Raw genomic sequence first — 22,442 nt, forward strand, 5'->3', positions numbered from 1 at the left:
GTTCCCGCAGACCTTGTCTGGCGGCGGGTCCGGCCATATTGTTTGGACTAACTCCCGGCGGTCAGGCCGTACATTCGTGGGAGGCAATATGCGCATTGGACTGATATCGGCCCCATGGATCCCGGTTCCGCCGCCCGGGTACGGCGGCACCGAACGGGTGGTGGACAGCCTTGCGCGCGGCTTCGCCGCGGCCGGGCATGACGTCCTGCTGGCAGCCCCGTCCGACAGCACCTGCCCTGTTCCCCTGGCTCCACGGATGCGTCCCTCGCAACCGGCGGACTTGGGTTCCGCATTGTCTGAGCTGAGCCACATCATCAGGGCCTACGACGGCATGGCGGGTGTGGACATCATCCATGACCACACCATGAGCGGACCGCTGTATGCCCACCGGCCGGCCGGTGTCCCGGTGGTCACCACCATCCACATCCGGCTGGCCCCACAGGCCGTGGACCTGTATAGCGCAATCGGAAAGACCACCGGCATCATTGCCATCTCGCATGACCAGGTCAGCCGTTCGCCGGAAGTCCCGGTGGCAAAGGTGATCCACCATGGCATGGATGTGGCGTCCGTCCCGGTGGGCCAGGGGAACGGCGGCTACCTCTGTTTCCTCGGACGGCTGTCCCCGGACAAGGGCGTCCTCGAAGCAATCCACATTGCGCGTGCCGCTGTAATCCCCCTGCGCATCAGCGCCCGGATCCAGGGCCCGCAGGAGCAGGGCTATTTCGACGACGTCGTCAGGCCGGCGCTGGGGCCTGATGTGGAGTTCACGGGACCGCTGTCCGATGCCGAAAAATATGAACTGGTGGGCGGCGCGCTCGCGTTCCTGAATCCGATCCAGTGGCCGGAACCATTCGGACTCGTGATGATTGAGGCACTGGCCACCGGAACGCCCGTTGTGGGGACTCCCGCCGGTGCGGCGCCGGAAATCGTGGAGCACGGCGTCACGGGTTACCTGGGCGGCGTCGACGAGCTCGCTGGATTCGCCGCCCAGGCCGCAGGCCTCAGCCGGGCGGCCTGCCGCGCCTCGGTGGAGCAGCGCTTCAGCTCGGCCCGCATGGTGGCGGACCACCTGGCGCTCTATGAACAGATTCTCGGCTGACAGCCTGGAGCTGTCACTGCAGCGAAGACGGGACCGCGTCGGCGTCGTACTTGAGGCCGATCTGGCGGCGGATCTCGTCCATCGCGGCCATGACAGCCACGCTCTCGCTCGGGGGAAGAACAGTGCCCGCGGTGAGGCCTTCGCTGACCAAGCGCTCCATTTCGGCCGCCTGGTACTGCATCCCCCTGCTGGTCACCCGCTGGTCGAACTTCACCACGACGTTCCCCTGAGCGTCGAACCAGGTGAAGGGCGTCGGGTTGTACCAGGTGGGTTCGACGTCAATCCACCCCTCCGTCCCGATGATGGCGGCGCGGTTGTTTGATGCGATGTCCAGGGCGCAGTCCACGAGCGCCTGCTGTCCGTCCGCGTACTCGAAGATTGCTGCCGTTTGCCGGTCCACGCCCGTTGCCGTCATGGAAGCGCTGGCCCGGATGGTGTCCGGCGTGCCGAGGACGTCAAAGACAAAGGACACCGGGTAGACGCCGAGGTCCAGCAGTGCACCGCCGCCCAAGGCAGGATCGTTGAGCCGGTGCGCGGGATCCTTGGGAAGGTTCTGGTTGTGGCTGGCCGTGACCTTCCGGATCTGTCCGAGTGAGCCCTCAGCGATGATCTCGCGGAGCCGGATCATGTGGGGGAGGAAGCGGCTCCACATGGCCTCCAGTGCCACGAGGCCTTTGGCCTCAGCCAGCGTAAAGATTTCCTGCGCTTCCCGGGCGTTGATGGTGAACGGCTTCTCCACCAGCACGTGCTTTCCGGCGTTCAGGGCGAGCAGCGCATGGGCATGGTGGTACGTGTGCGGCGAGGCAATGTAAACGACGTCGACGTCCGGGTCCGCAACCAGTGCTTCGTAGCTTGCATGTGCGGTGGGAATGGCGAACTTTTCACTGAACGCCTTGCTCGATTCCGCGTTGCGGGAGCCGACGGCCTGCACAGTGAAGCCGTTTTCGGCCAGGTCCTGCGTTTGCAGGCCTGCGATGAATCCCGTGCCGAGGATTCCCCAGCGGATGTGTCCGTCGGAAGTGCCATTGGGGTGGTTGGTCACGTGCTCAGTCCTTTGCGGGGTTGGAGTTGGCGAGCGGGTACGCGACGTACGCGAACCGGGTGGAATCGGGCGCCCAGCTGTTGACGTTCAGCGTTCCCTGCCCGCCGAAGAGGGCCCAGGTCTGCAGCGGCGCGGCCCAGTTATCGGTTGAGACAAGTACGACGTCGACCGGCAGGTCCGCCGGGTGGCCTTGCGTGCCGCTGGGGAACCGGATGTAGCTGGCCAGGCGGCCGTCGGGGGACAGATGCGGGAACCAGTCGACGGTGTCGCTCGACAGCAGTTGCTCGCGGCCTCTGCCGTCCGCGCGCATGCGGGCGAGCTGTGCGTGACCGGGCGCGCTGGTGAACGCTTCCGTGTTGAAATAGAGCCATTTTCCGTCGGGCGAGTACTCGGGGCCGTCGCAGTGCCCGTCACCGGTGTCGAACCACGACGGCGGCCCGCCGTCCGCGGGCAAGGTCAGGAGCCGGCCGGGCTGCGTGAAGTTTCCGGCCTCGATTCCCACGTAGGCGAGCTCACCGCCGTCGGGACTTACACCGTGCAGGAAGTGGAAGAAGCCGTCGTCGGCCGTGACCCTCCGGCCCTCTCCGCCGCCAAGCGGCGCACGATAAATGTGACCGTCGTTTGCCGATAGGAAGATGCCTGTGCCGTCGGGCGCCAGGACGTGGTCGTTGTTGAGCTCGGGGATGCCGCTGAGGGGAACCTGGCTGAGATGGCCGCTGCCGAGCTCGACCCGCCAGAGCACGCCGTCCCCGTTGAGGATGAGGGCCGAGCCGTCGAGAGTCCAGTTGGGAGCTTCGAGGAGGAGTTCGTCGGACGCGAACACCAGCTCGCGGTCGCCGGTGACGGACGCAATCCAGACCTCGCAGCGCTGGCCCGACTGAAGGGTTCGCAACATTTCTAGAGCTCCTTGATCTGGATGTTCCGCCACCGGCATTGTGCGCCCTTTCCCCACCGGGCTTCGCCGAACATGGCGTCGCACCAGTGCGCCGGATGCCACCCGGCCAGGCTCACGCCGTCGAAAAGCGGGACAAATCGTGCATAGGTGCAGTTCCTTTACGCGGTCCAATGGATTTGGGCGGGCGGGCGGGGATGGAGTTGGCTGGATCAGTCCTTTGTGCTGAAGGCGGCGTCGAAGCTGGTCTGCGACGCCGGGAAGTCGAATTTCTTGAGGGCGGCGAGGGCTTCGGGGGCGCCGTGGAGGCGGTCCATGCCGGCGTCTTCCCATTCGACGGAGATCGGGCCGGTGTAGCCGATCGCAGTGAGGGCCCGGAAGCTCGATTCCCAGGGGACGTCGCCGCGGCCGGCGGAGACGAAGTCCCAGCCGCGGCGTGGGTCGCCCCAGGGCAGGTGCGAGCCCATCACGGTGTTCCGGCCGGTGGGGCGGAGCTTGGTGTCCTTGCAGTCCACGTGGTAAATCCGGTCTTTGAAGTCCCAGATGAAGGAAACCGGGTCGATGCCCTGCCACATGAAGTGGGAGGGGTCCCAGTTCAGGCCGAACGCTTCGCGGTGGCCGATGGCTTCGAGGGTGCGGACGGTGGTCCAGTAGTCGTAGGCGATTTCTGAGGGGTGGACTTCGTGGGCGAAGCGGACGCCGTTTTCGTCGAAGACGTCCAGGATGGGGTTCCAGCGGTCGGCGAAGTCCTGGTAGCCGGCGTCGATGACTTTTTCCGGGACGGGCGGGAACATGGCGACGTATTGCCAGATGGAGGAGCCGGTGAATCCGACGACGGTGTCCACGCCGAGGGCTTTGGCGAGGCGGGCGGTGTGTTTCATTTCCTCGGCGGCGCGTTGGCGGACGCCTTCGGGGTCGCCGTCGCCCCAGACTTTGGATCCGACGATGGCTTCGTGGCGGAAGTCGATGGGGTCATCGCAGACGGCCTGGCCTTTGAGGTGGTTGGAGATGGCCCAGACCTTGAGGTTGTACTTCTCCAGCACGGCGAGCTTGGACTCGACGTAGCCGGGTTCGTCCCAGCGCCAGGCGTCCAGGTGGTCCCCGGAGACGGCGATTTCCAGGCCGTCATAGCCCCAGCCGGAGGCGAGCCTGGCGACTTCCTCGAAGGGCAGGTCGGCCCACTGGCCGGTGAACAGGGTATACGGGCGGGGCATGTCAGGCTCCTTCGGTCGGTGTGGCGGCTGCGGCGCCGGTGGGCTGGACGAGTTGGATGATGGCGCTTTTCGCTGCCGCGGACTCCTCGACGGCGGCCAGCACGCGCTGGACGGCGAGGCCCTCCTCGAACGACGGCGACGGCGCGTCACCGGTGCCAATCGCGGATAGGAAGTCACGGATCTCGTGCGTGAAGGTGTGTTCCCAGCCGATGATGTGGCCCTGCGGCCACCACGCATCAAGGTAGGGGTGGTCGGGTTCGTTGACCAGGATCCGGCGGAAGCCCTGCTCCCGCACCGGGGCGGTGGCGTCCAGGAAGCCGAGTTCGTTCAGGTTCTCGAGGTCAAAGAGGATGGTGCCCTTCTCTCCGTAGATCTCCAGCTTCAGGGAGTTCTTCTGACCGGTGGCCACCCTGGAGACTTCGACGGAGGCGATGGCCCCGGAGGCGAGGGACAGCGTGGCCCAGGCGGCGTCGTCGACCGTCACGGTCTCCGGCCCGTGCTTTCCGGGCCGGACCGGCGTGAAGGTGTGCAGCCGGCCGGAGACCTCGGTGACGGCGTCGCCCAGGAGGAACAGGACCTGGTCGATCGCATGGGACGCGATGTCCCCGAGGGCGCCGGACCCGGCGGTTTCCTTGTTCAGCCGCCAGGTCATCGGTGACTCCGCGTCGGCGAGCCAGTCCTGCAGGTAGGCGGCGCGTACGTGCCGCACGGTGCCGACCCGGCCCTCCGCGATCAGCTCGCGGGCGAGTGCCAGGGCGGGCACGCGGCGGTAGTTGAACCCGACCATGGACTGCACACCCCTGGCACGGGCCACCTGGGCCGCGTCGGTCATGGCCTCGGCCTCGGCGAGCGTGTTGGCCAGCGGTTTCTCCACGAGCACGTGCTTCCCGGCTTCGAGGGCGGCAATGGCGATCTCGGCGTGCATCCAGCCCGGGGCGCAGATATCGACGATATCGATGTCGTCCCGTTCCAGGACTGAACGCCAGTCCGTCGCGGACTCCGACCAGCCATACTTAGCGGCGGCCGCGGTGACCTGGCCGGCGTCCCGGCCCACGAGCACTTTCTGCTCGAAGGCCGGGACATCGAAGTAGGACGCGACGTTCCGCCACGCGTTTGAGTGGGCCTTGCCCATGAACGCGTAGCCGATCATCGCCACACCCAAACGGCGGTTGGCTCCCGGCGGTGTGCCGGGTGATTCGTGGGAAGTCATTGGTATTCCTAGAGAGTGAGGGCGGTGGGATTCCAGTCCTCGGGGAGGGCTGCGGACGCGGGGGCGGAGCTTTCGACGTCGATGAACGTTCCCGACTCCATGGACTCGGAGATCGAAACCATGGTGTCCAGGACGTGGTAGGCGAGGTTGCCGGTGGCTCGGTGCGGCACACCGGCCCGGATGGAGCGGGCCATGTCCAGCACACCCATGCCGCGTCCATTGGCCGGGCCGGTAGCGGGGATGACTGTCCAGTCCTCGTCGCCGGCGCGCCAGAGGCGTACGTCGCCGTCGAAGAAATTGGGGTCCGGGAGCGAGATGGTGGCCTCGGTGCCGGTGATCTCCACGAAGCCCATCCGTTGGCGCGGAGATTCGAAGCTGAAGACACTGTGCGAGGACTGGCCGCCCTCGAACTGGGCCATCGCGGAGACATGGGTGGGGACGTCAACGGTGAATTCCTCACCGGCCCTGGGACCGGAGCCGATGACACGGACTTCCTTGGCCTTGGACCCGACGGCGGCGACCTTGCGGACCGACCCGAACGTCTGGACCAGGGCAGTGAGGTAGTACGGGCCCATGTCGAACAGCGGCCCCGCACCGTACTGGAACAGGAAGGCCGGGTTGGGATGCCAGGCTTCCGGGCCGGGGGTCTGGAAGGTGGTCATCGCGGTGAGCGGGGTCCCGATGTCCCCCCGTTCGATGAGGCGGCGCGCCGTCTGGAGCCCGGCGCCGAGGAACGTGTCCGGGGCGCAGCCGAGGCGCAGTCCGGCGGCGTCGGCTGTTTTCAGCAGTCCGAGGCCTGATTCCCGGTCCAGCGAGAACGGCTTCTCAGTCCAGACGTGCTTGCCGGCGTTGACGGCGGCGGTGGCCACCTCGACGTGCGCGGCCGGGATGGTCAGGTTGACGATGATTTCGACGTCGGGATGGTTCAGTGCGGCGTCCACGCCGCCCCACTCGGGGACGCCGTATTCCTTGGCCCGCGCCTCGGCTGCCTCCTCGAAGAGGTCGGCGATGACGTGGACTTTCAGGTCCGGGAAGGCGGTCAGGTTGTCCAGGTACTGCTTGCTGATGACGCCTGCGCCGATGACGGCGACACCGACGGGGCCCCGGCGGGTGGATGCTGCGCCGCTCATGCCTGTGCTCCCTCGGTGGCCTTTGCGGAGTCGGAGGTCAGGAAGCTGAGCGACTGGGTGATGCCGTCGAAGATGTCCCCGGAGTAGTCGTCGAATTCCACGACGCCCACTTCCAGCGACTTTGCCGCGCCGATGACGTCCCACACCGGGATCTTGCCTTGGCCTGCCGGCTGCTGGGCCTTGGTGTCGGTGTTCAGCGGGCCGTCCTTGATGTGGATGAACTTCACCCGGTCGCCCAGCTTGGTCAGGATCTTCACCGGGTCCTGGCCACCCACGGCAACCCAGTAGGTGTCCACTTCGAGGACCAGCTCGGGGTCCAGCAGCCCTTCGAAGTACTCCAGGGCGGTCTGGCCCTCGATGCTGGACTCCAGCTCCCAGGCGTGGTTGTGGTAGCCGACGCGGATCCCGTATTCGGCGCCCTTCCTCGCGGCAGCGTTAAGCTTCGCCGCGGTGGCCTGGATGTCCTCGGCCTTCTGCCAGTGCTCGGCGGTGATGTACGGTTCGATCACCGTGCTGATGCCGAGCTCCTTGGCAGCGGCGAAGATCTCGTCCTGGTCCTGGCTCAGCAGCGGAGCATGGCCGGACGGGGCGGTCAGCCCGTTCTCCTTCAGCGCGGCACCGAGCTCCTTGGCCGTGGCCACGAAGTTGTACGGCTCAACCTGGGTGAAACCGATCTCCGCCACCTTCCGGATGGTGCCGGGCAGGTCCGCCTGAATGGCGTTGCGCAGGGTGTACAGCTGGAGTGAGTAAGACATTTCGTTCCTTTGCGGTGGTTGTATTGTTCTCAAAATTTGGTTCCTGGGCAACTGGCGGTTAGCGGCCCGCGAGGGATCCGCCGATGCCGCCAACGCTGAAGTACTTGTTCAGGGCGGCGAAGACGATGACCGGCGGGAGCATCATGATCACGGCGAGGGCCATGACGGACGTCCAGTCCGTCTGGTTCTGCTGGAAGAAGGACTGGACGCCCATGGGAAGGGTGAAGATCTCCGTGGAGCGCAGGAACACGATGGCGACGAGGTAGTCGTTCCAGGCGAGCAGGAAGGCGAAGATCGCGGTGGAGAGGATGCCGGGGAGGCTGTTGCGGAGCACGACCTTGGTGAAAGAGCCGAAGACGGAGCAGCCGTCGATCCAGGAGGCCTCCTCGAGGCTGATGGGGATGGAGTCGAAGTAGGCGGCCATCATCCAGGTGGCCACGGTCATGGTGGAGCCGACGTAGATGATGGTCAGGCCCAGTAGGTTGTCCACCAGTCCCATGCCGGCGAAGAGGATGAACAGCGGCACCACGGAGGTGATGATCGGCAGGGACTGCATGACGAAGAGCAGCAGGGAGTAGCCGGAGACGGCTTTGCTACGTCCGCGGGAGAGGACGTAGCCGGCGGGTGCGGCGACGGCTACGGAGACGACGACGGTGGAGAGCGTGGTGACGAGGCTGTTCTGCAGCCAGGTCGAGGCCAGGGTTTCGGAGAAGACGGAGCCGAAATTCTCGAGGGTGAAGCCTGTGGCGGTGCTCGTGGGGCCGGGGGTGAAGGCCAGGACCACGGTGACCATGATGGGGACGAGGACGATGGCGGTGATGGCCAGGATCGCGACGAGCCTCCACCACTGGCCGCGGTGGCCGGCTTCGGAAAGGACGCGGCGGTTTTTGGCTGGGCCGGCGACGCCGAGGACCGGGCCGGATTCGGGGTGGGCGTGGAGTGCTGCGCTCATTATTCGACGCTCGACTTTCGGATCTGGCGGTACAGGAGAACGGAGACGACCACCAGGGTCATGGTCATAAGGAATGCGATGGCCACGCCGGGACCGGTGGCGAAGTCCTGGAAGACTGTCCGGTAGGCGAGGACCACGAGGGAAGTGGTGGCGTCCACCGGGCCGCCGCCGGTGAGGAGGTAGATGGTGGGGAAGTCGTTGACGCAGAAGATGGTCATCAGGATCCAGCTGATGTAGGTGGACCGGGCGATCAGCGGCAGGGTGATCTGGCTGAACTGCTGGAAGCGGGTGGCGCCGTCCATGCTGGCTGCTTCGTAGACGGTGCTGTCCACGGAAGCCAGTGCCGCGGAGATCATCATCATCATGAAGGGGAAGCTGACCCAGACCTTGAACACCATGACGGTGAGGGCGGCGAGGCTCGGGTCGGCGAGGAAGAGCGGGGTGCCGAGCCCGAGGTTGCGGAACAGCGAGGGGATCAGGCTGTCGGGCGTGGCGACCAGCCAGTTCCACGCGGTGGAGGACACCACGATCGGGACCACCCACGGCAGCAGCAGGAGGACCTTGAAGGTGCCGCCGGCCGGGATTTTGGTGCGCAGCAGCAGGGCCAGGCCCAGGCCCACGAGCCAGGAGCCGAAGACGCCCACGATGGTGAAGAGCAGGGTGAACTGGGCGGCCTTCCAGAAGGCCGGTGAGGACAGGACGGTGGCAAAGTTTTCGCCGCCCACGAAATTGCCCGCTTCGATCAGGGAGCCGTCATGCGTGGCCTGCACGCCGGCCTCGATCAGCGGGTAGCCGTGGATGAGGACGAGCAGGATCACCGAGGGCAGCAGGAGCCAGAAGAATGTCCGGCTGGTCTGCGCAGTGAGCTTGCTCTTGCGGTTGGCGGGCCTCCCGGCCCCGCCGGGGGCTACCCCGCGGCGAGCCCGGCTCAGGCCGGTCTGGGCTGTGGTCAGTGCCATCGAAAGGCCGCTTACTTCTTAATGACTGACTTCAGGCCCGACTCAAAGGCCTGCAGTGCGGACCTGGCGTCGGTCTTGCCGGTCAGGACGGTCTGCGTGAACTGGTTCAGGGCCTGGCCGCCGTCGAGGACCGCAAGGTTGTCGTTGAGCACCGTCCCCTGGGAAGCGAAGGTCTTGGCGATCGGCTGCCATTCCTTCACGATCTTGACGTTGTTCGGGTCGCTGGCGAACTCCGGAATTTCGGTAATGGACTTGAAGACCGGCAGCGCGTTCATCAGCTTCTGCCGCCACAGTTCCTTCAGCTGGCCCATGTAGGAGACCAGGAAGGCTTCGGAGGAGGCCTGCGAGGGTGTGTTCGTGTACATCATGATGTTGTTCGGGAACACCAAGCCGCCCTTGTCCCCATGCGGGCCCGCAATCGGGCTCGCCACCACGATGTCCCCGGAAGTGTCACCGACACGCTCGGGGACGCCCAGGACGTAGGGGCCGAAGGCTGCCTTTTTGTTCTTCCACATGGCGTTGAGGTTTTCGGTGGTGTAACTCACCGACGCCGGGTCGACGATTCCATTGGAGACCAGTTCGAGGAGGAACTCGATGGCCTCCACGTTGCGGTCGTTCATGACGTCGAGCTCGCCGTCCTTGGTGAACACGCCGCCGCCGTTGTTGACCATCATCATGATCATCGAGTGGTTGCCGATGTTGTTGCCGGCGCCGGAACCGGTGGCGAAGCCGAAGGCGCCGACCTTCTTCAGCGCCTTGCCGGCCTCCAAGAGCGAAGCCCAGTCCTTTGGAACGTCCACGCCGGCCTGCTCGAACAGGGACTTGCGGTACCAGAACACACGCATGTCCAGCTGCCACGGGACGGCCACGTAGCCCTTGTCCGACTTGAAGGGCTCCAGCACGCCCGGCAGGAAGTCATCGAACTGGCCGTTCTTCTTGAGCTCGTCAATGACCTTGTCCGCGTAGGCGATCTGGCCCTGCTTCTCGAACTGGAAGGCCTGGAAACCGCCACCGGTGGACACCGCGGGACCAGTTTTGGATGCGATGGCGGATGAGAACGTCTGGTAGAAGTTGTTCCACTGGATGGTCTGGTAGCTGGCCTTGAGGTTGCCGGACGCCGGCGAGTAGCCTTCCACGATCTTCTTGGCGGCGTCGTTGTAGGCGGGCGTTGCCCATGGCATATCCCAGAATTTGATGACTCCGTTTCCGCCCCCGCCGCCGCCCTGGGAGGCTGAGCCGCCGCCGCAGGCGGCCAGGAGGGGAGCGGATGCGGCGGCGGCGGCGAAGCCGAGGAATCCCCTGCGGGAGAAAGCGGAGGAGGAATTAGCAGACACGGTGTTTCCTTTCAGGCCCGGGCTGCTGAATGCCCGGTCCCTTCTCGACGATGAGTGGATGGTGAAGGTGACGCTGGATTGCTGGGAAAGACTGTCTAGTCGGTGAGCTGGCTGAGGAGCGACATGGCCGCGGTGAACTGCGCCAGATCGTTGGCGGGGTTACCGGACGAGATGTGCGAGTGGACCCTTGACCAGCTGGTGCGGTGAGCCGATTCGTAAAGTGTGGGAAGCGTCGTCGCCCCCTCCGCGGTGACGATGCGGACCTCTGCCGGCCACGCCGCCGCGGGGTCCGGCAGCACGATGTCGGCACGTCCCGTAGAAGTGAGAACGCAGATGCTTGCCGTCGCCGGCAACGACGACGTGATGATGCCCTGCAGGGCAACGGGTGCTCCACCGGGGAGGACGGCGGCCAGTGTGTAGCCGTTGGCGCTGCGCTGGACCATCCTCACGTTGCGCAGTTCAATGCCGGAGTGCAGGACTGCGGAGAGTTGCTCCGTCAGCAGCTGCAGGGGATCTGTTCCGGGTGTTGCCACGGCAACCGAGTCCATCAGCACGGCGTCGCCAAGGGCATCGGCAATGACACTCTCCACGTTTGTGCGGGGCCCGGCGAGTACTGCGTTTCCGGCCCAGCGCTGGTCGAGAACCACTGCCGCCCCGGACTCTGACGCTTCGGCGGCCAGTTGGTCCGCGCCCTCGGGGACCGGTGAAGCCACGACGACGCCCCGGGCGCCGCTGCGGATCGCGTCGGCGGCCCGTCGGGTCCAGCCAGAGTGGCCGGCGACAGCGATGACATCGGGAGCCGGCCCTTCGGCCGGGGCCGGACCGAAGGACAGGGGGAGGGAAGCGGCGACGGCGGCCACGGACCCGGCCGTTTGCGCCTGCGGGTCCGCGTACAGGGACAGCTGCGCGGTCATGCGCTGACCTCCTCGGCTGCGGTGGCGCCGGTGGTGCCGGCGTCCACGAGGCTGACGGCGGCGTCGGCGATGGACAGGGCGAACTCAAGGTCATGGATTAGCGTTTCGGCCGACGGCGGCTGGCCGGTGCCGTTGGCCAGTTCGGCGAGCTTGCGCCATTCGCCTTCGTAGCCGTTGTGGCCGTAGGGGCCAAGGAACAAGGTCTTCCCGTCCTTCCGGATCTGCGCTGCTGCGGAGCCGGCGTGGACGTACGACGGCGTGAAGTCGATCCTCAGGGCGGCCTCATTGCCGATGGCTTCGAACACCCATGCCGGTTCCCAGGTGGCGTTCATGGCGGCGCGCAGCTCGATGGCCACAGCCCCGGCGCGCAGCGAAATGACATAGCCGAACGGGTGCGCGACTTCGGCGTGGAGGACCTCCACCGACGCAAAGTCGGGGGCGAAACGGCGGACCAGGGGCAGATCGTGGATGGCCAGGCCCATCACGCCGCCCCGGAGCATGGCCTTGGTGACCTCGGGTCCGGAGGCGTCGCGCTCCGGCATGGGAATCCGGCCCACGATTTCGGTGGCGAAGTCCTCAAAGCGCGGGTTGGGCGGCAGGATGATGGAGGAGCGGATGGTGTGGACTTGCTCCGGCAGATCACCCCAGGCTGCTTCGGCTGCCAGCCAGCCCGGATCGAAGGTGTGCATCGCTCCGACGATGATGGGGACGCCGGTCTCGGCCGAGACGGCGGAGATGCCCGCTGCTTCCTCCCCGGTCATCGCGAAGGGCTTCTCGCACAGCACCGCCTTCTTGCCCGCCCGGCAGCTGGCGATGACTTGGGCGGCATGGAACTGGTGCGGGCTGCAGATGGCCACGATGTCCACGTCTGGATCGGCCAGCAGTTCCTCCATGCTGGTGCTGAAGCGGGCGCCCACCCGGCCTGCAACGGATTCGGCCACGGCCGGATCCACGTCCATGATGTGCCGTACCTGCAGAATGTCGGTGAGTCTGGCAAGGGACGGAAGGTGGATTGCCTGGGTGACAGGCCCCGCGCCCAGGATGCCGACGCCAAGAGGGGCGCCTGGTTGGTGCTGGCTCGACAAGGTCATTACCTCTTTGTAATCGCCGGAAAAAGCTCTGCCCGCCGCACCCCGTGCTGCCTGGTGATGCGGCTCACAGCTCAACCTAGAACCACTTTTGACGAGCGTCAAGCAAAAGTCGGAAAGTTATCGACATTCTTTGTGTCCTGTGACACGCAGAAGCATTCGTGCTATCACTGAAGCCATGAGTCCACGAACGGGAAATGGCCAGACTGCGGAGCCGGTTTCCGCCGACGGCACGGGCAGCCTGTCCCGCGCCGGCGACCTTTTTCAGCTGCTCCGTGACGGCAAGGCCCGGACCCGGGCCGAGCTGGCGCTGACCACAGGACTTGCCCGTTCCACGGTGGCGTCCCGCATTGATGCGCTGATTGCCTCAGGGCTGGTGGGCCCCGCCGGTGAGGCGACATCGAGCGGCGGCAGGCCGCCGTCGCGCTTTGCCTTCAAGCCGGCCGCCCGGGCAGTGCTGGCCGTCGACGTCGGTGCCACCCACGTGATCATCGCGGTCACTGACCTGGGTGGAAACATCCTCAGCGAACGTCGTCTGGTCCAGGATGTGGCCGAGGGGCCGGAAGCAGTGCTGGGCCGGCTCGTGACCGAGGCGACCTCGCTGCTGGCTGAGACGGGACGGACCACGGAGGACCTCGCCGGCGTCGGAATCGGCCTGCCGGGGCCTGTGGAACACGCCACCGGCAGGCCGGTGAAGCCGCCCATCATGCCGGGCTGGGACGGGTTCGACGTGGTCAGCCACGTCCAGCGCTCGTTCCCTGTCCCGGTGCTGGTGGACAACGACGTCAACATCATGGCGCTGGGTGAACGCACAGGCCACTGGCCGGAGCACGATAACTTCCTGTTCATCAAGGTGGCCACAGGCATCGGGGCCGGCATCATCAGCAACGGTGAACTGCAGCGCGGCGCCAACGGCACCGCCGGGGACCTCGGCCACGTCCGGGTGCCCCGGGGCGATGACGTCCTGTGCCGGTGCGGCAACTACGGCTGCCTCGAGGCACTCGCATCAGGCCCTGCCGTGGCACGGGCACTGGCGGCACAGGGCGTTGAGGCAGAGAGCGGAGCCGACGTCCTCCGCCTGGTGGCCGGGGGCAACCTGCAGGCCATTCAGGCCCTTCGCCAGGCTGGCCGGGACGTGGGCGATGTGCTTGCCACGGTGGTGAACCTGCTGAATCCGTCGGTCATTGTGGTGGGCGGAAGCCTCGGCCAGGCCGGTGAACACCTCATGGCGGGCGTGCGCGAAGTGGTCTACCGCAGGTCGCTCCCGCTCGCCACCACGCACCTGCGCATCGGCCTGTCCATGGCGGGCGGCCAGGCTGCCGTGCTGGGCGCGAGCCAGATGGTCACCCAGCACGTCCTGTCCCCGACCGTCATTGAAGCCACACTGCAGGCCACGGGGTAGCCGGAGCACGCCGGCCTGGTGGCCGTAGCCCAATGCCCGCAGGCCCATGGGATTGCGGACACAGGGAGACCAACTTTCACATCCAAGCGAAAACGGAGTCTTGAAATTGAGCACGCAGAAAAACGCGGCCCTGAGGGTTGGCGTCATCGGGATCGGCTGGGCCGGCCAGCAACACATCGAGGCCTACAAGAAAATGGACGGCGTGGAGCTCGTTGCGGTCGCCGCGATGGAAGAGGACCTGCTTAAGAGCATCAAGGACGAGTACAGCGTCCCCCACACGTTTGCCCGCTGGGAGGACCTGATCGAACTCGACGGGCTCGACGCCGTGAGCGTGGCCGTGCCGACCTTCCTGCACGCCCCGATTACCATCGCAGCGCTTGAACGCGGGCTGCACGTCCTGAGCGAAAAGCCCCTGGCGCGCAACGGCGAGGAAGGCCTCCAGATGGTGGAAGCGGCGCGGAAAGCCGGCCGCGTGCTGGACGTGGCCTTCAACCACCGCCGCCGCGGTGACATCCAAAAGCTGAAAGGCATCATCGACGACGGCGAACTCGGCCGGCCGTACTACGCCAAGGCTTCGTGGCTCCGCCGGCAGGGGATCCCCATGCTGGGCAGCTGGTTCACCAACCCTGCCCTGGCAGGCGGCGGCCCGCTGGCCGACATCGGCGTCCACGTCCTGGACTATGCCCTGCACCTGCTGGGCGAACCCAGGGTCATCTCCGTCTCGGCGTCGACACATTCCGAGCTTGGCCCCCGCGGCCTGGGCGGCAACGCCCGCTACACCGCCATGAAGTCCTCCCACAAGTTTGAGGTGGAGGACTTCGCCTCGGCGTTCATCCGGCTTGAAGGCGGCGGCACGCTGATCCTCGAAGCCGGCTGGGCAGCCTACCGGGACGAGGAGGACCTGATGGACTTCATCGTCTATGGCACCGACGGCGGCGCGGAACTCCGCGCCGTCGGGGCCTCCAACGTCCCCGTCGCAGATGTCCGGATCTTCAAGGAAAAGGACGGCGAGAACGCCGACTACGTCGTGGTGGCGGAGCCGGGCCGGGCGCACCAGGCCGTGGTGGAGGACTTTGTGGAAGCCGTCCGCGGCGGCGAAACCGTGTGGGGAGCCCACGACGGCTCGCTCGCCCTGACCCGTGCCCTGGTGCTCGACGCCTGCTACAAATCCGCCCTCGAACAGCGCGAAGTGAGGCTCTGACATGGCCGACAAACTCAACATCCTGGTGTGGAACGAAGGTGTCCACGAGGCCCGCAACCAGCCGGAAACCATGGCTGAGATGTACCCCAAGGGCATGCACGGCGCCATCGCCGACGGACTCAAGGGTTTCTACCCGGACTCCGGCATCACCACGGCCACGCTGGCGGACCCCGAACACGGCCTGTCCGAGGAGACCCTCGCCGCCACGGACGTGCTCCTGTGGTGGGGGCACGTCGCCCACGGCGACGTCAGCGACGAGGTGGTGGACCGCGTACAGCGGCACGTCCTGGGCGGCATGGGCCTGATCGTCCTGCACTCAGGACACTTCGCCAAGGTCTTCACGAAACTGCTCGGCACCACATGCTCGCTGAAGTGGCGGAACGAGGGCGAGCGGGAACTCGTGTGGACGGTAAAGCCTTCGCATCCGATCGCCGCCGGCGTGGAAAGCCCCATCGTGATCCCGAAGCAGGAGATGTACGGGGAGCTCTTCGACATTCCGGAGCCCGACGACCTTATCTTCATCAGCTCCTTCGAAGGCGGCGAGGTGTTCCGCTCGGGTGTGACGTTCACGCGCGGCAAGGGACGGATCTTCTACTTCAGCCCGGGCGACCAGGAGTACCCCGTGTACCACCAGCCGCAGATCCAGCAGGTGATCGCCAACGGCGTGGGGTGGGTGGCGCAGCCGGGGCGGTTCCGCGAGGCGCCGGGCGTCAGCAACGCCCAGCGGGACTGGTTCCTGCAGGCTCCCTAAGAAGGCCTCCCGTCCAGCGCGAACGCACACTTGGGACCCGCCGGTCCAGCGCGAACGCACACTTGGGACCCGCCGACTTTCCGTCCTTGGGGGCGCCGCGTGATAGCAATAAGGGTGATGAAACCCCTTGCCCGCTCCCAGCACACTGACGTCCGCGCCCTATGAGGGGCAGCACCGGAACGAAGGTTCCCCGCAGCTGGATCCTGCTCGCGTGCATAGGACTCATCGCCCTCAACATGCGGGGCCCCTTCGTGGCGGTGGCACCGGTACTGGGCCCGATGCAGCGGGAGCTGGGTTTTTCACCCGTTGAGCTGGGCCTGCTGACCGGGATTCCGGTCCTGTGCTTCTCGCTCGCGGCGCCCCTTGCCTCGCTGGCCGGACGCCGGCTCGGGGCGGAACTGGCCATTACCCTCACGCTGGCGGGCGTCCTCGCCGGTGTGGCGGTCCGTTCGGCCGGCGGCGGGGTCATGGTGATGGCGGGAACGGTCATCCTGGGCCTGGCCATCACCGTGGGCAACATCGCGGTGCCGCTGATCATCCGGCGGGATTTCTCATCGCGGCGCCAAGGGACCGCCATGGGCATCTACACGGCTGCGCTGAACGTCGGCTCGTTTGCTACGTCCGTGGTCACGGCGCCGCTGGCCGAGCTGGCCGGCTGGCGGGCTGCCATTGCGGGCTCCGCGGCCTTCGCCATCGCGGCCGTCGGCGTCTGGATTTTCGCCTCCGGACGCCGGGCTTTCCTCCCCGCGGCCGACGACGGCACTGGCGGCCCGCCTCCAGCCGGCCGCCCGGCGTCTCGATGGATCACGGTGGGGCTGACGCTGGGTTTCGCCGGCCAGGCCATCTCCTATTACGGCGTGACCGCCTGGCTGCCCACTCTGCTTTCCGATGAACTCGGCATGACGCCGGCAGCCGCCGGGGCGGGCTCCTCCCTGTTCCAGATCATGGCCATCGCGGGCGGCCTGGGTGTGCCGCTTGCGGCCCGGTTCATGAGTACGACGGCGGTCGCGGTCACCTTGGGTGCCATGTGGCTGACCGTTCCGCTGGGGCTGCTGTTCGTTCCCCAGCTGTGGTGGCTGTGGTCCTCGCTCGGGGGAGTGGCGCAGGGCGGCGGCATCACACTCATCTTCATCGCCATCATCAAGCTCGCCCAGGACCAGGCGTCCGCGGGCAGGATATCGGCGATCGTCCAGGGTGTGGGCTACGGCGTAGCGGCGCTGGCCCCGACTGTGGTGGGCTACGTCCACAGCACCTCGGGCAGCTGGGCCATGCCCCTCCTGGTGATCCTCGGGTCCGTGCTGGCGTTCGTCATTTCGACAACGCTCTCCGTACGGAAGGTGCCCCGCCAGCGCTAGCTGCGGTCCCGCCGTCGTACATTCCTTAAACCTCAAAGCGCGAACTGGCAGCTAACGCCCTCAAACGTGGGTTTTTGGGTCATTAGCTGCCAGTTCGCGCTTCAAGGTGGTTCCGCTGCCGGGCCGCCCCCCCGGCCTTCGGGGGTGCCTGTTGCGAAGGGCGTGGCGGCCCGGCGGGCGGAAGTCTGAGCCGGTTCGGAGGGCGATGCCTAGGCGGCGACGAGCTCGTCCTCGATGGCCTCGGCTGTGGCGTCGATGCTCTCGCGGGCTTCGTGCAGGTACCGGGCGTAGGCGGGAACCGTGAGGAAGCTGGGGAACTTGTCGCTCAGCGTGACCTCCTCGAAGATGTCGCGGGCATCGGCAAAGCGGTCACCGTCGAAGCGCTCCAGCCGGGCGAACTCCTCGTCCAGCATCTCCTCCACCCATTCCCGGCTGATGATCTCGCCGTGGTCGGTGATGGCGCGGGAGTAGATCCACTGCCACAGCTGCGAGCGGGAGATTTCCGCGGTGGCGGCGTCTTCCATGAGGTTGTGGATGGCGACTGCGCCGTTGCCGCGCAGCCAGGATTCGATGTAGCGGATGCCCACTTCGATGTTGTTCCGGATGCCCTGTTCGGTGATGGTGCCCTGTGTGGCGGCCACGTTGATGAGGGCCCGGTCGTCCGGGGTGACGTCTTCACGCAGGCGCTCCAGCTGGTTGGGCTTATCGCCGAGGACGCCGTCGAACACCTCGCGGCACACGGGGACCAGGTCCGGGTGCGCTACCCAGGAGCCGTCGAAGCCGTCGGCTGCCTCGCGGGTTTTGTCCGCGCGGACCTTTTCGAAGGCGTTGGCGTTGGCGGCCTCATCCTTGCGGTTGGGAACGGCGGCGGCCATGCCGCCGATGGCCATGGCGCCGCGCTTGTGGCAGGCCCGGACCAGCTGTTCGGTGTAGGCGCGCATGAACGGGGCCGTCATGGTCACCTGGCCGCGGTCCGGCAGGACGAAGCGCGGGCCGCGGGTGCGGAAGTTCTTGATGAGGGAGAAGATGTAGTCCCAGCGGCCGGCGTTCAGGCCGGCGGCGTGGTCCCGCAGCTCGAACAGGATCTCCTCCATCTCGAACGCGGCTGTGATGGTTTCGATCAGCACGGTCGCACGGATGGTGCCCTGCGGGATGCCGAGCAGGTCCTGGGCCAGGATGAAGATGTCGTTCCAGAGCCGGGCTTCGAGGTGGTTTTCGATCTTGGGCAGGTAGAAGTACGGGCCCTTGCCCTGGGCCAGGAGGCGGCGGGCGTTGTGGAAGAAGTACAGGCCGAAGTCCACGATGCCGCCGGCGATCGGTTCGCCGTTGATCAGCATGTGCTTCTCCGGCAGGTGCCAGCCGCGGGGCCGGACCACGATGGTGGGCAGCTCCTCGGCGGCCTTGAGCTTGTATTCCTTGCCCTCGGGCGAGGTGAAGTCGATCCGGCGCTCCAGCGCGTCCGTGAGGTTGAGCTGGCCCTGGATGACGTTGCGCCACGACGGCGTGGAGGAGTCTTCCATGTCCGCCAGCCACACCTTGGCGCCGGAGTTCAGGGCGTTGATGGTCATTTTGCGGTCCACCGGTCCGGTGATCTCCACCCGGCGGTCCTCCAGGCCAGGAGCCGGGGGAGCGACCCGCCAGTTCGGATCGTTCCGGACGGACTCGGTCTCGCGGAGGAACCGAGGGTCCTGGCCGCGGGCGATGTCCTCCCGCCGGGCCTTGCGGGCCCGCAGCAGTTCTTGCCGCCGGTCCGCTGTGGCCCGGTGCAGCTGCGCAATGAAGCCCAGCGCGTCCGGAGTAAGCACCTCGCCCTGCCGGCAAATGGGCTGCGCGGTCAGAGTGATCCCGTTAATCGTGAAGTTGTCAGTGAAGCTGTTCATTTCAATTCTCTCCTCAGAAGAAGCAATTTCGACGGCGGTGCGGCGGCTGGTGCTGGGAGGCCGAAAAAGGCAATCCTCCGCGTGCTATTCCCCATGCCCGGCAAGGGCCTCGCAAAGCTCGGCCAAGCCGGGGCATAGGGCCCCTTTTACGCACGCTTCCGGATCACCTTTTCCGGCCCGAGGCTTGGGCACCTGGGTGCCGGCCGCCGTCGTGCCTTCGAGTGAGCGATGACGACAGCTCACCTTTGGGCTTGAATGGGGACTAGTGGAACTGGCCCTCTTCGGTCGATCCGACCAGAGCGAGGGTGGATGCGTTCGGGTTGAGCGCAGTGGAGATGTCGTCGAAGTAGCCGGTGCCGACTTCGCGCTGGTGCTTGGTTGCGGTGTAGCCGCGGGACTCGGAGGCGAATTCCTTCTCCTGCAGTTCGACGTAGGCGCTCATGCCTTCGCGGGCGTAGCCGTGGGCGAGGTCGAACATCGAGTAGTTCAGGGCGTGGAAGCCGGCCAGGGTGATGAACTGAAACGTGAAGCCCATGGCGCCGAGTTCGCGCTGGAACTTGGCGATGGTGGCGTCGTCCAGGTGCTTGCGCCAGTTGAAGGACGGGGAGCAGTTGTAGGAGAGCATCTGGTCCGGGAACTCGGCCTTGACCGCTTCGGCGAACTTGCGGGCCAGCTCCAGGTCCGGGGTGCCGGTTTCCATCCAGATGAGATCGGAGTAGGGTGCGTAGGCCTTGGCGCGGGCGATGCAGGGTTCGATGCCGTTGCGGACCTTGTAGAAGCCTTCGGCCGTGCGCTCACCGGTGATGAACTCCTGGTCCCGCTCGTCGACGTCGGACGTGATCAGGGTTGCTGCCTCGGCGTCGGTGCGGGCGATGACCACGGTCGGGGTGCCGGCGACGTCGGCGGCGAGGCGGGCCGCGTTCAGGGTCCGGACGTGCTGCTGGGTGGGGATCAGGACCTTGCCGCCGAGGTGGCCGCACTTCTTCTCGGAGGCGAGCTGGTCTTCCCAGTGAACGCCCGAGGCGCCGGCCTGGATCATGGACTTCATTAGCTCGTAGGCGTTCAGCGGCCCGCCGAAGCCGGCTTCGGCGTCGGCGACGATCGGGACCAGCCAGTCCTCAACGGTCTGGATGCCCTCGGAGAATTCGATCTGGTCTGCGCGGAGGAGGGCGTTGTTGATGCGGCGGACCACCGTGGGAACGGAGTTGGCCGGGTACAGCGACTGGTCAGGGTAGGTGTGGCCGGAGTTGTTGGCGTCCGCGGCAACCTGCCAGCCGGAGAGGTAGATGGCGCGCAGGCCAGCCTTGACCTGCTGTACGGCCTGGTTGCCGGTCAGGGCGCCGAGGGCGTTGGTGTACTTGCCGGTCTTGTGCTCCTCGGTGAGCTGCTTCCACAGCTTCTCGGAGCCGCGCTTGGCAAGGGTGTGCTCTTCGGAGACACGGCCGCGGAGACGGACGACGTCGGCGGCTGAGTAGTCCCGAGTGACGCCTTCCCAGCGCGGGTTGGCAGCCCACTCGAGCTCCAGGGCGGCGGCCTGCTGTTCGGGCGTCTGCTGGTTGGGCTCAAATGCTGCAGTCATCTTTGTCTCCTTGTTAGCTCCCGGGCCATTCCGGGAAGTTTTTCCGGGCTGACCGTCCCTGCGCCTTTGCAGGTCCGGCCAGTTTCCGGAGGGGTTTTCCTTCGTGACACCTACTTTTCTGCACTTCCAAAGAGCTTTCTAGAGGAAAAAGGTGGAAAGAAATGCGTTTCTTCGCGTATTCTTCAGAAATGTCGCCTTCAAGCTGGAACAGGGAAGTTTCGCACCCGCCGTCGTCCCCGCCCACGGCCGAACTGGACGTCATTGCGCTGGGCCGCCGGGTGCGCCACCTGCGCAAGCAGGCGGGCCTGACACTCGATGACCTGAGTGCCGCCGTCGGGACCGCACCGAGCCAGCTGAGCCTCATTGAGAACGGCAAGCGGGAACCAAAACTCGGGCTCCTGCAGCACCTGGCCGGGGCGCTCGGCGTGGGTATTGACCAGCTGCTGGGAGCCGAGCCGCCCAGCCGCCGGGCGGGCCTGGAAATCGAGCTCGAACGCTACCAGCGCGGACCGCTGTACGAGTCCCTGAACCTGCCCAAAATCCGCATCAGCTCGCGGTTGCCGATGGATGTCCTGGAGGCCCAGGTGGGGCTGCTTCAGGAGCTCGAACGCAAGATGAACGAGCAGGTGGCGACGCCCGAGGAAGCCCGCCGCGCAAACGGTGAACTGCGGGCCATGATGCGTGAACGCGGCAACTACTTTCCGGAGTACGAAGCCGAGGCGCAGAAGGTGCTCAAGGAGGTCGGCTACACGACCGGACCGCTGAGCCAGCACGTCATCGCAGACATCGCGGAGCACCTCGGATTCACCCTCCACCACGTGGGTGACCTGCCGCATTCCACCCGTTCGGTGACCGATTTGAAGAACCGCAAAATTTACCTGACGCAGAGTGAGCGGCAGGACCATGACCCGCGCTCGGTGCTGCTGCAGGCTCTGGGCCACTACGTCCTGGGGCATGAGACGCCCCGGAACTACGGTGATTTCCTGGCCCAGCGGGTGGCGACGAACTATTTCGCGGCGGCGCTCCTGCTGCCGGAGCAGGCCACCGTGGAATTTCTGCAAAAAGCCAAGGCGGCGAAGGAGATCGCGGTGGAGGACATCCGCGACGCCTTCGCCGTGTCGTACGAGACGGCCGCCCACCGTTTCACCAACCTGGCCACCAAGCACCTGGGCATCACCACGCATTTCCAGAAGACCCACCAGAGCGGGATTATTTACAAGGCCTACGAGAACGACGGCGTGAACTTCCCGCAGGACCACACCGGGGCCATCGAGGGGCAGCCGTCCTGCAAGGCCTGGACCTCCCGCGCCGTGTTCGACGTGCCGGACAAGTTCAGCGCCTACAGCCAGTACACGGACACGCCTTCGGGCACGTACTGGTGCACGGCGCGCACGGACCGGTCGGCCAGCGGACAGTTCTCGCTGAGCATCGGGGTCCCGTACCAGCACGTGAAGTGGTTCCGCGGACGGGAGACGACGGCCCGGGCCACGTCCAACTGCCCGGACCCCAACTGCTGCAAACGGCCGCCGGCGGCGCTGACATCCGAGTGGGCGGGCAACGCCTGGCCGTCTGCCCGCGCCCACTCCCACCTGCTGGCTGCGATGCCCCCGGGTGCCTTCCCCGGCGTGGACGAGACCGAGGTGTACACGTTCCTGCAGGCCCACTCGGGAAGCTGACGGACGCCC

The 22,442-nt window shown here is 66.3% G+C and carries 19 protein-coding genes; 6 read left to right on the plus strand and 13 right to left on the minus strand.

Going from position 1 to position 22,442, the window contains the following annotated elements; translation table 11 throughout:
• The first annotated feature begins 88 nt into the window (after positions 1-88).
• A complete protein-coding gene (locus tag QF036_RS04430) occupies positions 89-1,099 on the plus strand; it encodes a glycosyltransferase family 4 protein (protein WP_307099572.1) in 1,011 nt (336 codons plus the stop codon).
• A gap of 13 nt (positions 1,100-1,112) precedes the next feature.
• Here the strand turns inward: QF036_RS04430 and QF036_RS04435 are convergent, their stop codons facing one another.
• The 11 genes from QF036_RS04435 to QF036_RS04485 all read right to left on the minus strand — a co-directional run bounded on the left by QF036_RS04435 (position 1,113) and on the right by QF036_RS04485 (position 12,592).
• Complete coding sequence (locus QF036_RS04435; protein WP_307099574.1) at positions 1,113-2,141, minus strand: Gfo/Idh/MocA family protein; 1,029 nt, start codon at positions 2,139-2,141, stop codon at positions 1,113-1,115.
• Between the two features lie 4 nt (positions 2,142-2,145).
• A complete protein-coding gene (locus QF036_RS04440; RefSeq protein WP_307099576.1) occupies positions 2,146-3,036 on the minus strand; it encodes a TolB family protein in 891 nt (296 codons plus the stop codon).
• 209 nt (positions 3,037-3,245) lie between these two features.
• The gene (locus QF036_RS04445; RefSeq protein WP_307099578.1) at positions 3,246-4,247 is read right to left on the minus strand and encodes a sugar phosphate isomerase/epimerase family protein; all 1,002 of its coding nucleotides are present in this window, start codon (positions 4,245-4,247) and stop codon (positions 3,246-3,248) included.
• A 1-nt stretch (position 4,248) separates the two neighbouring features.
• Positions 4,249-5,457: a Gfo/Idh/MocA family protein gene (locus tag QF036_RS04450; RefSeq protein WP_307099580.1), complete on the minus strand. Its 1,209-nt coding sequence runs from the start codon at positions 5,455-5,457 to the stop codon at positions 4,249-4,251.
• Between the two features lie 8 nt (positions 5,458-5,465).
• The gene (locus tag QF036_RS04455; protein WP_307099581.1) at positions 5,466-6,587 is read right to left on the minus strand and encodes a Gfo/Idh/MocA family protein; all 1,122 of its coding nucleotides are present in this window, start codon (positions 6,585-6,587) and stop codon (positions 5,466-5,468) included.
• A complete protein-coding gene (locus QF036_RS04460) occupies positions 6,584-7,342 on the minus strand; it encodes a sugar phosphate isomerase/epimerase family protein (RefSeq protein ID WP_307099584.1) in 759 nt (252 codons plus the stop codon). The genes QF036_RS04455 and QF036_RS04460 overlap by 4 nt, the downstream gene beginning before the upstream one ends.
• Before the next feature lie 58 nt (positions 7,343-7,400).
• A complete protein-coding gene (locus tag QF036_RS04465; RefSeq protein ID WP_307099585.1) occupies positions 7,401-8,294 on the minus strand; it encodes a carbohydrate ABC transporter permease in 894 nt (297 codons plus the stop codon).
• A complete protein-coding gene (locus QF036_RS04470; RefSeq protein WP_307099587.1) occupies positions 8,294-9,253 on the minus strand; it encodes a carbohydrate ABC transporter permease in 960 nt (319 codons plus the stop codon). Before QF036_RS04470 ends, QF036_RS04465 begins: the two co-directional genes overlap by 1 nt.
• Before the next feature lie 11 nt (positions 9,254-9,264).
• A complete protein-coding gene (locus QF036_RS04475; protein ID WP_307099589.1) occupies positions 9,265-10,587 on the minus strand; it encodes an ABC transporter substrate-binding protein in 1,323 nt (440 codons plus the stop codon).
• A 95-nt stretch (positions 10,588-10,682) separates the two neighbouring features.
• Positions 10,683-11,501, minus strand: a complete 819-nt coding sequence (locus QF036_RS04480) for a hypothetical protein (RefSeq protein ID WP_307099592.1) — start codon at positions 11,499-11,501, stop codon at positions 10,683-10,685.
• Positions 11,498-12,592 carry a Gfo/Idh/MocA family protein gene (locus tag QF036_RS04485; protein WP_307099594.1) on the minus strand — a complete coding sequence of 365 codons (1,095 nt, stop codon included), beginning with the start codon at positions 12,590-12,592 and terminating at the stop codon, positions 11,498-11,500. The genes QF036_RS04480 and QF036_RS04485 overlap by 4 nt, the downstream gene beginning before the upstream one ends.
• Before the next feature lie 175 nt (positions 12,593-12,767).
• Here QF036_RS04485 and QF036_RS04490 point away from each other — a divergent pair, with 175 nt between their 5' ends.
• The 4 genes from QF036_RS04490 to QF036_RS04505 all read left to right on the plus strand — a co-directional run bounded on the left by QF036_RS04490 (position 12,768) and on the right by QF036_RS04505 (position 17,298).
• Positions 12,768-13,991 carry an ROK family transcriptional regulator gene (locus QF036_RS04490; RefSeq protein ID WP_307099596.1) on the plus strand — a complete coding sequence of 408 codons (1,224 nt, stop codon included), beginning with the start codon at positions 12,768-12,770 and terminating at the stop codon, positions 13,989-13,991.
• 106 nt (positions 13,992-14,097) lie between these two features.
• Positions 14,098-15,192: a Gfo/Idh/MocA family protein gene (locus tag QF036_RS04495; protein WP_307099598.1), complete on the plus strand. Its 1,095-nt coding sequence runs from the start codon at positions 14,098-14,100 to the stop codon at positions 15,190-15,192.
• 1 nt (position 15,193) lies between these two features.
• Complete coding sequence (locus tag QF036_RS04500) at positions 15,194-15,943, plus strand: ThuA domain-containing protein (protein ID WP_307099600.1); 750 nt, start codon at positions 15,194-15,196, stop codon at positions 15,941-15,943.
• Positions 15,944-16,104: 161 nt separating this feature from the next.
• On the plus strand, positions 16,105-17,298 hold the full coding sequence (locus tag QF036_RS04505; protein WP_307099602.1) for an MFS transporter: 1,194 nt from the start codon (positions 16,105-16,107) through the stop codon (positions 17,296-17,298).
• A gap of 209 nt (positions 17,299-17,507) precedes the next feature.
• Here QF036_RS04505 and aceB read toward each other — a convergent pair whose 3' ends face one another.
• Positions 17,508-19,178: a malate synthase A gene (aceB, locus tag QF036_RS04510; RefSeq protein ID WP_307099604.1), complete on the minus strand. Its 1,671-nt coding sequence runs from the start codon at positions 19,176-19,178 to the stop codon at positions 17,508-17,510.
• A 262-nt stretch (positions 19,179-19,440) separates the two neighbouring features.
• Entirely contained in the window at positions 19,441-20,757 is a 1,317-nt protein-coding gene (gene aceA, locus QF036_RS04515) for an isocitrate lyase (RefSeq protein ID WP_307099606.1), read from the minus strand.
• Between the two features lie 161 nt (positions 20,758-20,918).
• Between aceA and QF036_RS04520 the strand changes: the two genes are divergently transcribed.
• A complete protein-coding gene (locus QF036_RS04520) occupies positions 20,919-22,433 on the plus strand; it encodes a helix-turn-helix transcriptional regulator (RefSeq protein ID WP_307099608.1) in 1,515 nt (504 codons plus the stop codon).
• The last annotated feature ends 9 nt before the right edge of the window (positions 22,434-22,442 follow it).

Origin of the sequence: Arthrobacter globiformis (genome assembly GCF_030817195.1) — a bacterium.
Taxonomy (GTDB): Bacteria; Actinomycetota; Actinomycetes; order Actinomycetales; family Micrococcaceae; genus Arthrobacter; species Arthrobacter globiformis_D.

Coding starts and splice junctions, on each gene's coding strand:
- QF036_RS04430 (WP_307099572.1), top strand. CDS start 89: ATGCGCATTGGACTGATATCGGCCCCATGGATCCCGGTTCCGCCGCCC.
- QF036_RS04440 (WP_307099576.1), bottom strand. CDS start 3,036: ATGTTGCGAACCCTTCAGTCGGGCCAGCGCTGCGAGGTCTGGATTGCG.
- QF036_RS04445 (WP_307099578.1), bottom strand. CDS start 4,247: ATGCCCCGCCCGTATACCCTGTTCACCGGCCAGTGGGCCGACCTGCCC.
- QF036_RS04450 (WP_307099580.1), bottom strand. CDS start 5,457: ATGACTTCCCACGAATCACCCGGCACACCGCCGGGAGCCAACCGCCGT.
- QF036_RS04455 (WP_307099581.1), bottom strand. CDS start 6,587: ATGAGCGGCGCAGCATCCACCCGCCGGGGCCCCGTCGGTGTCGCCGTC.
- QF036_RS04460 (WP_307099584.1), bottom strand. CDS start 7,342: ATGTCTTACTCACTCCAGCTGTACACCCTGCGCAACGCCATTCAGGCG.
- QF036_RS04465 (WP_307099585.1), bottom strand. CDS start 8,294: ATGAGCGCAGCACTCCACGCCCACCCCGAATCCGGCCCGGTCCTCGGC.
- QF036_RS04470 (WP_307099587.1), bottom strand. CDS start 9,253: ATGGCACTGACCACAGCCCAGACCGGCCTGAGCCGGGCTCGCCGCGGG.
- QF036_RS04480 (WP_307099592.1), bottom strand. CDS start 11,501: ATGACCGCGCAGCTGTCCCTGTACGCGGACCCGCAGGCGCAAACGGCC.
- QF036_RS04485 (WP_307099594.1), bottom strand. CDS start 12,592: ATGACCTTGTCGAGCCAGCACCAACCAGGCGCCCCTCTTGGCGTCGGC.
- QF036_RS04490 (WP_307099596.1), top strand. CDS start 12,768: ATGAGTCCACGAACGGGAAATGGCCAGACTGCGGAGCCGGTTTCCGCC.
- QF036_RS04500 (WP_307099600.1), top strand. CDS start 15,194: ATGGCCGACAAACTCAACATCCTGGTGTGGAACGAAGGTGTCCACGAG.
- QF036_RS04505 (WP_307099602.1), top strand. CDS start 16,105: ATGAGGGGCAGCACCGGAACGAAGGTTCCCCGCAGCTGGATCCTGCTC.
- aceB (WP_307099604.1), bottom strand. CDS start 19,178: ATGAACAGCTTCACTGACAACTTCACGATTAACGGGATCACTCTGACC.
- aceA (WP_307099606.1), bottom strand. CDS start 20,757: ATGACTGCAGCATTTGAGCCCAACCAGCAGACGCCCGAACAGCAGGCC.
- QF036_RS04520 (WP_307099608.1), top strand. CDS start 20,919: ATGCGTTTCTTCGCGTATTCTTCAGAAATGTCGCCTTCAAGCTGGAAC.